At 60.5% G+C, this 13,074-nt stretch carries 9 protein-coding genes and 1 pseudogene; 5 read left to right on the top strand and 5 right to left on the bottom strand.

The window, feature by feature from the left end; translation table 11 throughout:
* Window positions 1-187: 187 nt before the first annotated feature.
* Both rlmKL and C4J88_RS19650 read left to right on the top strand, forming a co-directional pair.
* Entirely contained in the window at window positions 188-2,452 is a 2,265-nt protein-coding gene (rlmKL, locus tag C4J88_RS19655) for a bifunctional 23S rRNA (guanine(2069)-N(7))-methyltransferase RlmK/23S rRNA (guanine(2445)-N(2))-methyltransferase RlmL (protein WP_124367950.1), read from the top strand.
* A gap of 132 nt (window positions 2,453-2,584) precedes the next feature.
* Window positions 2,585-4,972: a diguanylate cyclase gene (locus C4J88_RS19650; RefSeq protein WP_124407899.1), complete on the top strand. Its 2,388-nt coding sequence runs from the start codon at window positions 2,585-2,587 to the stop codon at window positions 4,970-4,972.
* Between the two features lie 2 nt (window positions 4,973-4,974).
* Here C4J88_RS19650 and dacB read toward each other — a convergent pair.
* A pseudogene (gene dacB, locus C4J88_RS19645) lies at window positions 4,975-6,434 on the bottom strand (D-alanyl-D-alanine carboxypeptidase/D-alanyl-D-alanine-endopeptidase).
* 236 nt (window positions 6,435-6,670) lie between these two features.
* Between dacB and C4J88_RS19640 the strand changes: the two are divergent.
* The gene (locus C4J88_RS19640; RefSeq protein ID WP_124367947.1) at window positions 6,671-7,015 is read left to right on the top strand and encodes a YggL family protein; all 345 of its coding nucleotides are present in this window, start codon (window positions 6,671-6,673) and stop codon (window positions 7,013-7,015) included.
* Between the two features lie 37 nt (window positions 7,016-7,052).
* Here C4J88_RS19640 and C4J88_RS19635 read toward each other — a convergent pair whose 3' ends face one another.
* On the bottom strand, window positions 7,053-8,243 hold the full coding sequence (locus C4J88_RS19635) for a benzoate/H(+) symporter BenE family transporter (RefSeq protein WP_124407898.1): 1,191 nt from the start codon (window positions 8,241-8,243) through the stop codon (window positions 7,053-7,055).
* A gap of 215 nt (window positions 8,244-8,458) precedes the next feature.
* Here C4J88_RS19635 and C4J88_RS19630 point away from each other — a divergent pair, with 215 nt between their 5' ends.
* On the top strand, window positions 8,459-9,223 hold the full coding sequence (locus tag C4J88_RS19630; protein ID WP_124363916.1) for a GntR family transcriptional regulator: 765 nt from the start codon (window positions 8,459-8,461) through the stop codon (window positions 9,221-9,223).
* A 204-nt stretch (window positions 9,224-9,427) separates the two neighbouring features.
* Here C4J88_RS19630 and C4J88_RS19625 read toward each other — a convergent pair whose 3' ends face one another.
* Window positions 9,428-10,177: a glucose 1-dehydrogenase gene (locus C4J88_RS19625; RefSeq protein ID WP_124407897.1), complete on the bottom strand. Its 750-nt coding sequence runs from the start codon at window positions 10,175-10,177 to the stop codon at window positions 9,428-9,430.
* A 187-nt stretch (window positions 10,178-10,364) separates the two neighbouring features.
* On the opposite strand from C4J88_RS19625, the gene C4J88_RS19620 reads away from it, so the two are divergent.
* Window positions 10,365-11,258 carry an AraC family transcriptional regulator gene (locus C4J88_RS19620; protein ID WP_124404948.1) on the top strand — a complete coding sequence of 298 codons (894 nt, stop codon included), beginning with the start codon at window positions 10,365-10,367 and terminating at the stop codon, window positions 11,256-11,258.
* 15 nt (window positions 11,259-11,273) lie between these two features.
* Here the strand turns inward: C4J88_RS19620 and C4J88_RS19615 are convergent, their stop codons facing one another.
* Both C4J88_RS19615 and C4J88_RS19610 read right to left on the bottom strand, forming a co-directional pair.
* Window positions 11,274-12,251 carry a trans-acting enoyl reductase family protein gene (locus C4J88_RS19615; protein WP_124408658.1) on the bottom strand — a complete coding sequence of 326 codons (978 nt, stop codon included), beginning with the start codon at window positions 12,249-12,251 and terminating at the stop codon, window positions 11,274-11,276.
* Between the two features lie 30 nt (window positions 12,252-12,281).
* Window positions 12,282-13,025, bottom strand: a complete 744-nt coding sequence (locus C4J88_RS19610; protein ID WP_124407896.1) for an SDR family NAD(P)-dependent oxidoreductase — start codon at window positions 13,023-13,025, stop codon at window positions 12,282-12,284.
* Window positions 13,026-13,074: the final 49 nt, after the last annotated feature.

Below are 13,074 nucleotides of genomic sequence, written 5' to 3'. Positions count from 1 at the left end.
CGGAATATTTCTTTTTGTTGCTTCAAATTCTTCTTCTGCCCCGTCAATAAAGGCCCAAAGGCCCGTCAGACGAGGTGGAGCGGCACATTCGTGCCACGCGAGCACTCTTCAAGAAAAGTGCTTGATTGAAAACCGAACCGGCGATGCGTCGCCCGTTCATTGATTGCTGAAAAGCCTGGAATACCCCATGTCGGACCGTTTTGAACTCTTCCTCACCTGCCCCAAGGGCCTCGAAGGCCTGCTGATCGAGGAAGCCGTCGGGCTTGGCCTTGAGGACGCCCGCGAGCACACCTCGGCCGTGCGCGGCATGGCCGACATGGAAACCGCCTACCGCCTGTGCCTGTGGTCGCGTCTGGCCAACCGGGTGTTGCTGGTGCTCAAGCGCTTCCCGATGAAGGACGCCGAAGACCTCTACCACGGCGTGCTGGATATCGAATGGGCCGACCACATGGTCAGCGACGGTACGCTGGCGGTGGAGTTCAGCGGTCACGGCTCGGGCATCGACAACACCCACTTCGGCGCGCTGAAGGTCAAGGATGCAATCGTCGACAAGCTGCGCACCCCGACTGGCGAACGTCCGTCCATCGACAAGATCAACCCGGACCTGCGCATCCACCTGCGCCTTGACCGTGGCGAAGCCATCCTGTCCCTGGACCTGTCCGGCCACAGCCTGCACCAGCGCGGCTACCGCCTGCAGCAGGGTGCCGCGCCGTTGAAGGAAAACCTGGCGGCCGCGATCCTGATCCGCGCCGGCTGGCCGCGCATCGCTGCCGAAGGCGGCGCATTGACCGACCCGATGTGCGGCGTCGGCACCTTCCTGGTCGAAGGCGCAATGATCGCCGCCGACATGGCGCCCAACCTCAATCGCGAACTGTGGGGCTTCACCACGTGGCTCGGACACGTCCCGGCGTTGTGGAAGAAGCTGCACGCCGAGGCCACCGAACGTGCCGCTATCGGCATGAACAAAACCCCACTGTGGGTGCGTGGCTATGAAGCCGATCCGCGCCTGATCCAGCCGGCCCGCAACAACATTGAGCGCGCCGGCCTGAGCCACTGGATCAAGGTGTACCAGGGCGAAGTCGGCACGTTCGAGCCGCGCCCGGACCAGAACCAGAAAGGCCTGGTGATCTGCAACCCGCCGTACGGCGAGCGTTTGGGGGACGAGGCCAGCCTGTTGTACCTCTACCAGAACCTTGGCGAGCGTCTGCGCCAGGCTTGCATGGGCTGGGAAGCCGCAGTGTTCACCGGCGCGCCGGACCTGGGCAAGCGCATGGGCATCCGCAGCCACAAACAGTATTCGTTCTGGAACGGCGCGTTGCCGTGCAAATTGTTGCTGATCAAGGTCAACCCGGATCAGTTTGTCACCGGCGAGCGTCGTACCCCGGAGCAGCGCCAGGCTGAACGTGAGCAAGCGGCTTACGACCAGGCCCCGACCGAGCCGGTTGAGCGTCAGTACAACAAGAACGGCAACCCGATCAAGCCAGCCCCGGCCCCGGTGGTCGAGCAGGCCCGCTTGAGCGAAGGCGGGCAGATGTTTGCCAACCGTCTGCAGAAGAACCTCAAGCTGCTGGGCAAGTGGGCCAAGCGTGAGGGCGTGGATTGTTACCGCGTGTACGACGCCGATATGCCGGAGTACTCCATGGCTATCGACCTGTATCACGATTGGGTGCATGTGCAGGAATACGCCGCGCCGAAGTCCATCGACCCGGAAAAAGCCTCGGCGCGCATGTTTGACGCGCTCGCGGCGATTCCCCAGGCACTGAACGTCGACAAAAGTCGCGTGGTGGTCAAGCGTCGCGAGCGTCAGAGCGGCACCAAGCAATACGAGCGTCAGAGCGCCCAGGGCAAGTTCACCGAGGTCAGCGAAGGTGGCGTGAAGCTGCTGGTCAACCTCACCGACTACCTGGACACCGGCCTGTTCCTCGACCACCGCCCGATGCGCCTGCGCATTCAGAAGGAAGCGGCGGGCAAGCGTTTCCTCAACCTGTATTGCTACACCGCCACCGCCAGCGTACATGCGGCCAAGGGTGGCGCGCGCAGCACCACCAGTGTCGATTTGTCCAAGACCTACCTGGACTGGGCGCGTCGCAACTTCTCCCTCAACGGCTTTTCCGACAAGAACCGCCTGGAACAAGGCGATGTAATGGCGTGGCTGGAAGCCAGTCGCGATGAGTTCGACATGATTTTCATCGACCCGCCGACCTTCTCCAATTCCAAGCGCATGGAAGGCATTTTCGACGTGCAGCGTGACCACGTGCAATTGCTCGACCTGGCCATGGCGCGCCTGGCGCCGGGCGGCGTGCTGTACTTCTCGAACAACTTCCGCAAGTTCCAGCTGGAAGACAACCTCAGCCAACGCTATGCGGTCGAGGAGATCAGCGACAAGACCATCGACCCGGATTTCGCGCGTAACGCCAAGATCCACCGCGCCTGGAAAATTACTGCACGCTGACGCGTGTGGCGAGGGAGCAAGCTCCCTCGCCACAGCAGGTATTTACGCTGGTCAAACCCCCCACCGATGGCTATAACTTAACGTCCAGCCAAAAAGTGACACCCCCGCACGCTGGCGTTGTGAGTATCGCCTATGCCAATGCAAGCCGTACGCCCGAAGATCCTTGGTTTTATCAGTGAACAGGCATCGGCTTGGCTGGTGGCATTGGTGGTGCTGGCAATCGGTAGCGCGCTGACCCTGGTCATCGCGTGGGCCGCTGCCGACCTCAATCAGCAGCAGGTGCGCCAGCGCTTCCAGTTGCTGGTCAATGAGCGCTACAGCCGGATTCAGGAGCGCTTCGAAGACCAGGAGCTGCGCCTGGATAGCCTGCGCCGCTTCTTCATCAATTCCGGCGAGGTGTCTCGCAGCGAATTTGACGGCTTCGCCCAGCCTTTGTTGTTGCATGCGCGTGCCTATGCCTGGGCGCCGCGTGTGCCTCGGGATCAGCGCAGCCGGTTTGAACAGGACATCTCGCGCCAGCGCGGCGTACCTTTCAACATCCGTGAACTGAATTCGGCAGGTGAGTTGGCGCCCGCTGCCGAGCGCGATGAATATGTACCGGTGTTATACAGCCAGACCCAAAGTCTGTTGGGCTCGCCGTTGGGGTTTGATCTGCTGGCCCAACCCCTGCGGCGCGCTGTGCTGGAGCGTGCGCAGAAAAGCGGCAAGGTGGCGGTGTCCCAGCCCATGCAATTGGTCGGCGTGGAACCGGCCTATGCCGCAGGGGTACTGTTGGTGGCGCCGGTCAGCAAGACCGTCGATGCCCAGCCGTACGGTTACGTCATGGCGGTGATCAGCCTGCGCCAATTGGTGGCCGATGGGTTGCCCAAGGCAAACCGGGATAACCTGGCGATGCAGTTCGTCGACACCTCCGACACTGAGCAGCGTGTGCTGTACGCATCCAGCAATGCGCCGGGTGGCAGCGGCCTTGTCGCCGCCCGACGTCTGACCCTGGGTGACCATGTCTACGCGCTGAGCCTGCGCGCCAGTGAGCTATTCGACAAGGCCAACCATTCCTCGACCAACACCATACTGATCATGGGCGTGCTGCTGAGTGGTCTGCTCAGCGCCTTGCTCTATGTGCTGGTCAGCCAACGCCAGCGCGCGCTTGCCCTGGTGGAGCAGCGTACCGCTCAGTTGCGCCTGCGTGAACAGGAGCTGCGGGGCACGCACGGTCAATTGCGCAGCGTGCTGAATGCGGCGACGCACGTCGCAATCATTGCCACGGACTTGCGCGGTGTCATCAACATGTTCAATGCCGGGGCCGAGCGGATGCTGGGGTTCAAGGGCGAGCAAGTGGTGGGCCGCCTGGCGTTGGAAAGCCTGCACCTGGCCGCCGAGCTCGAGACCCGCGCCATGCGTTTGAGTGTGGCGCTGGGCAAGCGTATCGCGCCGAGCCAGGCGATGCTGGTGGAAAGTCCCGACGGTCAACAGGATGCCCGCGAGTGGACGCTGGTGCGCGAGGACGGCAGCCCGTTGACCGTCAACATGCTGGTCACGGTGTTGCTGGATGACCATGGCCTGTGGGTCGGGCACTTGGCGATTTACCTGGATGTCACTGAGCAGAAGCGCGCCTATGAAGCGTTGGCCGCGCGCGATCGCTTGCTGAAAAAGCTCAGTGCCCATGTGCCTGGCGGCATCTTCCAGTTCACCCTGGAGCCCCACAACAGCTGGCGCTTCATTTACGCCAGCGAAGGCATGCGCGATATCTATGAGATCGAGCTTGGCGTGTTGCAGCAGGATGCGGGCAAGGTCCTGGAACGCATTCACCCCCTGGACCTTGAGCGGGTACGCGCGTCGATACGCTCGTCGGCGCTGCAACTGAGCCATTGGCGCGAAGAGTATCGCGTGCAGTTGCCCCAGCGCGGCCTGCGCTGGATTCGTGGCGAGGCTACGCCGGAGGAATTACCCGGCGGCGGTACGTTGTGGCACGGTTATGTGTCGGATATTTCCGATCTCAAGCGCGTGGAAGAAGAGTTGCGCACGCTGTCCATCACTGACTCCCTGACGGGCATCCACAATCGCCGCTATTTCCAGGACCGCATGAAAGCCGAACTGCTGCGCCACACCCGTACGTCTGGGGCGCTGTCGGTGATCATGCTGGATGTCGACCACTTCAAGCGGGTCAACGACCAGTACGGGCACGGCGCCGGGGACGGTGTGTTGCAGGAGCTGTGCAGGCGAATCAGCCAACGCTTGCGCCGCACCGACGTGTTCTGTCGGTTGGGTGGGGAAGAATTCGTGGTGCTATGCCCGCACACCGATGGCGCCCAGGCTTACCACTTGGCGACGCAGTTGTGGCAGTCGTTGCGCAGCACGCCGATGGCGCCGGCGGGCATCGTCACCGCCAGCTTTGGGGTGGCCAGCTGGCGTGTCGATGAAGGCATTGACGGGTTGCTGCTGCGCGCGGACTCGGCGGTGTATACCGCCAAGCAGACGGGCAGGGACCGGGTGGAGCTCTGTGGCAGCGGCGTTGAATAGGTCTAGAGCACCGGTGCGGCTGCAACCGCCTTCGGCTGGCGATACAGGTCCAGCAGCACTTGGTCCAGCACCGACGACGCGCCCCATGGCTTGGAGTCGTTGAGAATCGCCACCACCGCCCAGGTGTTGCCGTTGTTGTCACGACTGAAGCCTGCGATGGCGCGCACGGTGTTCAAGGTCCCGGTCTTCACATGGGCTTCGCCGCGCATGGCGGTGGTCTTCAGGCGTTTACGCATGGTGCCGTCGGTGCCGGCGATCGGCAGCGAGCTGATGTACTCGGCGGCGTAGGGGCTTTTCCAGGCCGCTTGCAGCATGGCCGCCATTTCGCGGGCGCTGATCCGTTCGGCGCGGGACAGGCCGGAACCGTTCTCCATCACCAGGTGGGGTGCGGTAATGCCTTTTTTCGCCAGCCACTGACGTACTACGCGTTGCGCGGCCTTCGCATCGTCGCCATCGGCATCGTTGCGAAACTGCGCGCCCAGGCTCAGGAACAGTTGCTGGGCCATGGTGTTGTTACTGTATTTATTGATGTCGCGGATGATTTCCGCCAGGTCCGGCGAGAATGCCCGGGCCAGGACCTTGGCATCCTTGGGCACTGGCGCCTGGATATCGCGACCCTGGATGGTGCCGCCCAATTCCTTCCAGATCGCACGCACGGCGCCGGCGGTGTAGGTGGCATGGTCGAGCAGCGACAGATAGGTCTGCGAACTGCAGCCGTCCGCCAACTGGCCACTGACGGTCACGGTCATACTGCCATCGGCGGCGGTCATCGGGCTGTAGCGCACGTCGCCGGTGCACTGTTTGGCGTTGGAGACTTTCACCTGGTTGTCGATGCGAATGCTCGCAATCGGCGGCTCGACCGACACGATCACCCGCCCGGCATCGTTGCGTGTCACGAAGCGCAGGGCTTTGAGGTTGACCAGCAGCGCATCGGGCTTGACCAGGAACGGCTTGTTCTCGTCGTTGCCGTCGTCATTGAACTCCGGCAATTGCGGCTGGTGGAAGAAGTTGCGGTCCAGCACCAGGTCGCCGGTGACCTGCTGTACGCCATTGGCGCGCAGGTCGCGCATCAACAGCCAGAGTTTTTCCATATTCAGCTTGGGATCGCCGCCGCCCTTGAGGTACAGGTTGCCGCGCAACACGCCGCCGCTGAGTACGCCGTCGGTGTAGAACTCGGTTTTCCACTGATGGTTGGGGCCGAGCATCTCCAGGGCCGCGTAGGTCGTCACCAGTTTCATGGTGGAGGCCGGGTTCACCGACACGTCGGCATTGAACACGGTCGGCGTACCGGGGCCGTTCAAGGGCAGCATCACCAGGGACAGTGCGGTGTTTTGCAATTTTGCCTTCTGGAGGGCCTGGGCAACGCTGGGGGCAGGGTGTTGTTGACGGGGGCGGCGGTGGCGCAAACGGCCAGTGGCAGGAGAACACCGGCGAGGAAAACAGAACGTAAAGATTTGATCATAAGAAATAAAACCCTACTGCTGAGAAGGGTGAAAAAGGCGAGGGGTATGGAAGAAAATCCCTCATTGGTCATGAAAGTGTCGGCATTATGCCCCAAGCGGAGCTTACGTGTAGCTGAACGATAGCGGGGAATCGGGGTTTTTTTATCGCTTAAGCGCCGCCCGTCCCAGAGAGTCGGGCAATTGCCGCCTTAAACTGCTAAAGTGCCGCCCGTTATTACTTATGAGGATTGTTCCAATGGCGACTAACCGTTCCCAGCGTCTGCGCAAAAAACTGTGCGTTGATGAATTTCAAGAGCTGGGTTTCGAACTGAACCTGGACTTCAAAGAAGGCCTGAGTGAAGAAGCTATCGACGCTTTCCTCGAAGCATTCATCAAAGAAGCCATGGAAGCCAACGGTCTGGGCTATGTGGGCGGCGATGACTACGGTCTGGTTTGCCTGCAGAAGCGCGGCTCGGTCTCCGAAGAGCAGCGTGCTGCTGTCGAAGCCTGGCTGAAAACCCGTTCCGAGCTGACCAAGGCTGACGTCAGCCCGTTGCTGGACGTGTGGTATCCGGAAAAGCCGATCAACGCGGCTAAGTGATACTGAAAAAAACGGCGACCTGAGGGTCGCCGTTTTTTTATGCCTTGCGTCCGTTCAGGATCAGCAGCGTCAACACCCCCGCCACAATTCCCCAGAACGCCGAACCGATGGAAAACAGCGTCAAGCCTGACGCGGTGACCATGAAGGTAATCAGCGCCGCTTCCCGTTCCTTCGGCTCATTCATGGCGATGCTCAGGCCATTGATGATCGAGCCAAACAACGCCAGGGCCGCGATCGACAGCACCAGTTCCTTGGGCAACGCTGCGAACAGTGCCGCCAAGGTGGCGCCGAACACCCCGGCAATCCCGTAAAACACCCCGCACCATACGGCCGCGGTGTAGCGCTTGTTGCGGTCTTCATGGGCGTGCGGCCCGGTGCAGATCGCCGCGCTGATCGCCGCCAGGTTGATGCCGTGGGAGCCAAAGGGCGCCAACACCAGTGAGGCGAGGCCGGTGGTGGTGATCAATGGCGAGGCCGGCACGCTGTAGCCGTCGGCGCGCAGCACGGCGATACCCGGCATGTTTTGCGAGGTCATCGCCACCACGAACAGCGGGATGCCGATACTGATGGTCGCCGCCAGTGAGAAGTGCGGCGTGGTCCACACCGGTGCCGCGACTTCTAGGTGAAAGCCGCTGAAGTCCAGCAGCCCCATCAAGCCCGACAGCAGGGTGCCGATCATCAGTGCAGCCAGCACGGCATAACGCGGCGACAGACGCTTGATGACCAGGTAAGTGAAAAACATCCCCAGCACCAGGCCGGTGCGATGCTGTGCGGCGACGAAAATTTCGCTGCCGATCTTGAACAGAATTCCCGCCAGCAACGCCGCCGCCAGTGAGGCAGGGATGCGCTTGACCAGTTTTTCAAAGCTGCCGGTCAGCCCGCAGATCGTCACCAGCACCGCGCAGGTGATGTAGGCGCCGATGGCCTCGCCGTAGGTGACCCCGCCCAGGCTGGTGATCAGCAGCGCCGCGCCGGGGGTGGACCAGGCAATGGTGATTGGCGTGCGATAGCGCAGGGACAGGCCGATGCTGCACACCGCCATGCCGATGGAAAGCGCCCAGATCCATGACGAAATCTGCGCCGTGGTCAAACCGGCGGCCTGGCCGGCCTGGAACATCAGCACCAGCGAGCTGGTGTAGCCGGTCATCATGGCGATGAAACCGGCGACGACGGCCGAAGGTGAAGTGTCGGCCAGCGGGCGCAAGGGCGCTTGGGTGGCATCGGTCATGGGAAGATGATCCTTGTGCAAGAGAAGTTGCGGATTCAAGCCTAAACTCAAACGCAACGACTCATTGCAATACAGCCGACGCCGCAAACAGCCGTACAGTGTGTTGGCGCAGTGGGTTGTGTACAATGTGCCCTGTTTTTCAGGTGATACTTGCCAGCGACCCGCTGTTGCCGTATTACCGTTAATTCGCCGCCGTTCTCCAAACCCGAGTGCCCATGAACGAACAGTTGCAACCTCTCAAGAAACAACCGCGAGCCGGCAAGGCCGGTCGCAGCGGAACCCAGGACGATATCGTGTATGCGCATATCTTCGAGGCGATCCTCGAACAACGCCTGGCACCCGGCACCAAATTGAGTGAAGAGGCACTGGGCGAAATCTTCGGCGTGAGCCGCACCATCATTCGCCGCGCCTTGTCGCGCCTGGCCCATGAAGGCGTGGTGCTGCTGCGGCCCAATCGTGGCGCGGTCGTCGCCAGCCCGAGTGTCGACGAGGCCCGCCAAGTGTTCATGGCGCGGCGCCTGGTGGAGCGGGCGATTACCGAGCTGGCGGTGCAGCACGCTACCGCTGAGCAACTGGCCCAGTTGCGCCAGATGGTCAACGACGAACGCGACAGTTTCTCCCGTGGCGACCGCGGCGCCGGCATCCGCCTCTCCGGCGAATTTCACTTGAAGTTGGCTGAAGCGGCGAAGAATGCGCCGCTGATCAGCTTCCAGCGCAGCCTGGTGTCCCAGACTTCCTTGATCATCGCCCAGTACGAAAGCGGCAACCGCTCGCACTGTTCCTACGATGAACACACCCAACTGATCGACGCGATCGAAGCCCGGGATGCGGTACTGGCGGTGGATTTGATGATGCATCACATGGACCACATCGACAGCAAGCTCAACCTCGATGAGGAAAGCGCGTCGGATGATCTGCATGCGGTGTTCTCGCATTTGTTGCAGACCAAGAAGCCGGGGCGCTCGTCTGTAAAGTTGTAAACCCAATCAAGGTGGAAGGGGACAAGCCCTGGGGCTTGTCTCAAAAGACGCTTTAGCTAAGGTTATTCACACTGCTCACCAAGAGAGCCGTCACGACAGACCGCTATGAGCTTTATGTTCAACTGTGGGCGTTGATTGAAGCCATCGTTTCGCCCGTCTCAGAACGAAACGTGCTCGCTATATTCAAGCCTCTACCCACCGCAGTCAGTAGCCGACACCACGAACACCGCCAGAAGCGCGGATAGATTCGCCGGTCACCCAGTGCGAGTCCTCGGACGCCAGGAACACCGCGAGCGGCGCGATATCTTCCGGCTCTCCGAAGCGACCCAGCGGCGTCCCTGCAAGAATTTTTTCACCTAGTGCACCGGCAAAATGACCATCGGTGGCGGGAGTATTGGTATGGCCCGGGAGGATCGAGTTGACTCTGATGCTTCGTGGTCCCAGCTCCCTGGCCAATGCAAAGGTAAGGGTATCAACCGCCCCCTTGGTCGCAGAGTACACGCTTGAAGCCAGGTAGGGATCGGTGCTGAGGATCGAGCTGATATTGATGATGCTGCCCTTGGGGCCCATGAGTTTGACGGCTTCACGCACGGCAAGCAGGTAGCCCAGCACGTTCAGGTTGAATTGCTTGTGAAAGGCATCTTCGGTCAAATCATCGATCATCTGGAACACTGCCACACCGGCGTTATTGACCAGGACATCCAACGTACCGAACTTGGTTCGCACGGTTTCGAACAGACGGACGACATCGCATGCTTGGCTCATGTCTGCTTGTACGGCGAAGGCTGAGCCGCCTTGCTCGATGATCTGTCCAACTACCGCATCGGCATCGTCCTTGCTGGAAGCGTAGTTGACGACAACCGTAGCGCCCTGTGCACCCAGCGCTCTGGCAATACCTGCCCCTATGCCTTTGGAAGCCCCTGTGACAACCGCTATTTTTCCTTCGAGTTTCATGACATGACCTTTTTGGGTGGAATGGATGAAGCTTCGTCGCCGCAGGGTGATGGACTGCACGCAACGAACGGTGTGTCATCAGTATCCAGGCACTAAAGGCCGTTGCGTTTGCCGGTTATTCGCACGTCCTTGCCTATTCTTCTCAACTGGCTTGCCATGCCTTCGAAGAGGGTTCACGGTAGGCTGCATGGAAAAGCCAATCGCAGAACTGTGCCGCATCGTGATGCGTGCACAAGACAAATGGACCGAAACCGGTCTACCCCGCGTGGCCATGGTCCGCGCCGAGGCGTGTGCAGACCAGGTGTATCAGCCAATGCTTCATTTAGTGCTCCAAGGCACTAAAACGCTTTCGATTGGGGAAGATGTTTCTCGGTACACAGCCGGTAGTTATTTTTTAGTACCTGTCGACGTACCAGCGACTGGCCAGATTCACGCGAATGCAGTAGCGCAGCCCTATCTCGCGGTGAGCCTGACTTTGGATCCTGAGGTGATCGCAACGTTGCTGATGGACGAGGGCAAGGCGCCAAGGGCACCACAAAAAACCTGTTTCGAAGGAGTACTTGCGCCCGCTGAAATGATTGATGCCTGGCTACGCATGATGCGGCTTATGGATCGTCTGCATGAAGCAGCGGTGCTGGCGCCGATGATCGAACGCGAGATCCTGTTCCGCGTGTTGCAAGGGCCGCTAGGCGGCATTCTTCGCGACGTTGCCCGGCCTGATGGACGGATGACGCAGATCCGTCGTGTCACCCAGTGGATTCGCGAGCATTACACCGAGCCGTTTCGCATCGAGCCACTGGCGCTCATGTCGGGTATGAGCGTCGCCGCCTTTTATCGGCACTTCAAATCCGTGACAGCCATGACGCCGATTCAATACCAGAAGCGCCTGCGCCTGCTCAGGGCTCGTTGGTTGCTGCTGTTCGATACGCTGGACGCGACGTCCATTGCCTATACAGTGGGCTATGAAAGCGCCTCGCAATTCAATCGAGAGTACGCGCGGCTGTTTGGCCTGCCACCGGCGCGGGACGCTGCGCGATTCAGGTCACCAGCCCCCGCCAGAGCGCGCATGGCGGTCTCTTGAGCGGGAGCTCCACCGTTAGAAGTCAGTGACCACTGTCCCGGCAATGCTTTGTGCAAATGCATCGCCAAAGACCTCGGCCGGTGTCGTAAAACCCGGTAACCGCTCACCGTTCAATACCCGGCGCGCAGCTTCCACCGCTGCCAACGGCGTATAGGTATAGCCGTTCACGGTTTCGATCACAGACCTTGCGGTCGTTCCATCGGCCCCCGTGACTTCAACCACTGCGCGCGCCCGATGCGCATCCCGCTCCTCTGCCGTGGGGCCGTCAGGCAATAGCGACAGATCGCCCTCTGGAAATGCATCGCCCGCGATATTTACGAACATTGCAATATTAGGGATGCCAGTCGAATGCCAACCGGTGACCAAATCGCCGAAAGACAGCGGTACGCAGAGAACCTGTCCCTGACCGAAGTCAAAGTACCGCGGCCTGGCATCAGGGGCGGCGACCAGTTCGCCGTTGACCCTGGCCAGTAGGCCTGCACCAATGATCTCGCTGACGCTCATGGCCGACCCTCGTGAGATCGAGCCTGGAACCTGAAGCGCGATGCTCAGCGTAAGCGGCTTTTCCACGCGCTTGGCAACCTGCACTGCCAGCGAATCAGAAGGAACGACGTCCCATCCAACGCCCGGCAGCAGCATGACGTTATTCGCAGCGGCTTCAACGCCTAGACTTTCAGCCAGCCGGTAGACGTTAATCTCGGCGGTAATGTCTAGATAATCGACCCCGGCGTTGATGCACGCGCGCATCAACGGCTCTGCCGTTTGCGCGAATGGCCCGGCAAAGTTAAGTAATACCGAGATGCCGGAAAGATCGCTTTTGATAACCGCACCGGTATCGAATACCCGATAGGGTACATTCAGTTGCGCAGCCAGAGTGGCCAACCGCTGCGGACTGCGTCCGGCGATTTCAAAATTCAGGCCGAGCGCTGCTGCCCGTTCCGCCGCCATTCGACCCGTATAGCCCGTGGCGCCGTAGATCAGAAATGTGCTCAATGGATCCAGCATGATCTAGCCCTCGCGAATTCAAATGTTATAGCCGCCGGCGACTTCGATGGTCTGGGCATTGATCCAGCCGCCATCCTCGGACAGCAGCATGGCAATGACCCGCGCGACATCTTCCGGCTCGCCAACCCTGCCGAGTGCCGTTTGCGCCGCGAGAATCGCTTCGAATTCATCGTTCAAGCCCCCACCCAGCTCGGTACGGATGGCTCCCGGTGACACGGCATTTACCCTAATGCGTTGCTCGCCAAACTCTTTGGCCATATAGCGCGTGAGCACTTCAAGCCCGCCCTTGAACGCCGCGTACGGTGCAATGCCTGCGGTGGCTACACGAGTAGTTGCACTGGTCAAATTGACGATGCTGGCACCTTCGGCCAACAGCGGCAGCAAGGCCTGAGTGAGGAAAAACGGGCCTTTGAGATGCACATTGAACAGGCCATCGAATTGCGCCTCGCTGACGGTGGCCAATGGGTTGAACAGGCCATAGCCGGCGTTGTTGACCAGACCACTTAATCCCGTGGCATTCCACGTCTTGCGCAGGGCTATCACCACTGTTTCACGAAATGCCTCGAAACTGCCCGCATCCGAGACATCAAGCTTGAGCGCTACGGCTTTCCCACCTGCTCGCTCGATGCGCTCCACAACCGAAGCCGCCGCCTCGGGGTTGGCGTTATAGGTCAAGATGACGCCCATGCCTTTTTTAGCAATATGCTCGGCGGCACTGGCACCAATTCCTCGGCTACCGCCTGTGATCACGATGACGCTCATGTCCGTTTCCTCTATGTCTTGAATGTGCCTCCACAGTAGTGATCACCGC

It is taken from the genome of Pseudomonas sp. R4-39-08, from assembly GCF_003852275.1.
Taxonomy (GTDB): Bacteria; Pseudomonadota; Gammaproteobacteria; order Pseudomonadales; family Pseudomonadaceae; genus Aquipseudomonas.
The sequence above is the reverse complement of the archived record's forward strand: the minus strand, read 5'-3'. Positions and strand labels throughout refer to the sequence as shown.

Bases quoted from the DNA above. Each gene is read 5' to 3' on its own strand.
- rlmKL (WP_124367950.1), top strand. From the start codon at position 188: ATGTCGGACCGTTTTGAACTCTTCCTCACCTGCCCCAAGGGCCTCGAA.
- C4J88_RS19650 (WP_124407899.1), top strand. From the start codon at position 2,585: ATGCCAATGCAAGCCGTACGCCCGAAGATCCTTGGTTTTATCAGTGAA.
- C4J88_RS19640 (WP_124367947.1), top strand. From the start codon at position 6,671: ATGGCGACTAACCGTTCCCAGCGTCTGCGCAAAAAACTGTGCGTTGAT.
- C4J88_RS19635 (WP_124407898.1), bottom strand. From the start codon at position 8,243: ATGACCGATGCCACCCAAGCGCCCTTGCGCCCGCTGGCCGACACTTCA.
- C4J88_RS19630 (WP_124363916.1), top strand. From the start codon at position 8,459: ATGAACGAACAGTTGCAACCTCTCAAGAAACAACCGCGAGCCGGCAAG.
- C4J88_RS19625 (WP_124407897.1), bottom strand. From the start codon at position 10,177: ATGAAACTCGAAGGAAAAATAGCGGTTGTCACAGGGGCTTCCAAAGGC.
- C4J88_RS19620 (WP_124404948.1), top strand. From the start codon at position 10,365: ATGGAAAAGCCAATCGCAGAACTGTGCCGCATCGTGATGCGTGCACAA.
- C4J88_RS19610 (WP_124407896.1), bottom strand. From the start codon at position 13,025: ATGAGCGTCATCGTGATCACAGGCGGTAGCCGAGGAATTGGTGCCAGT.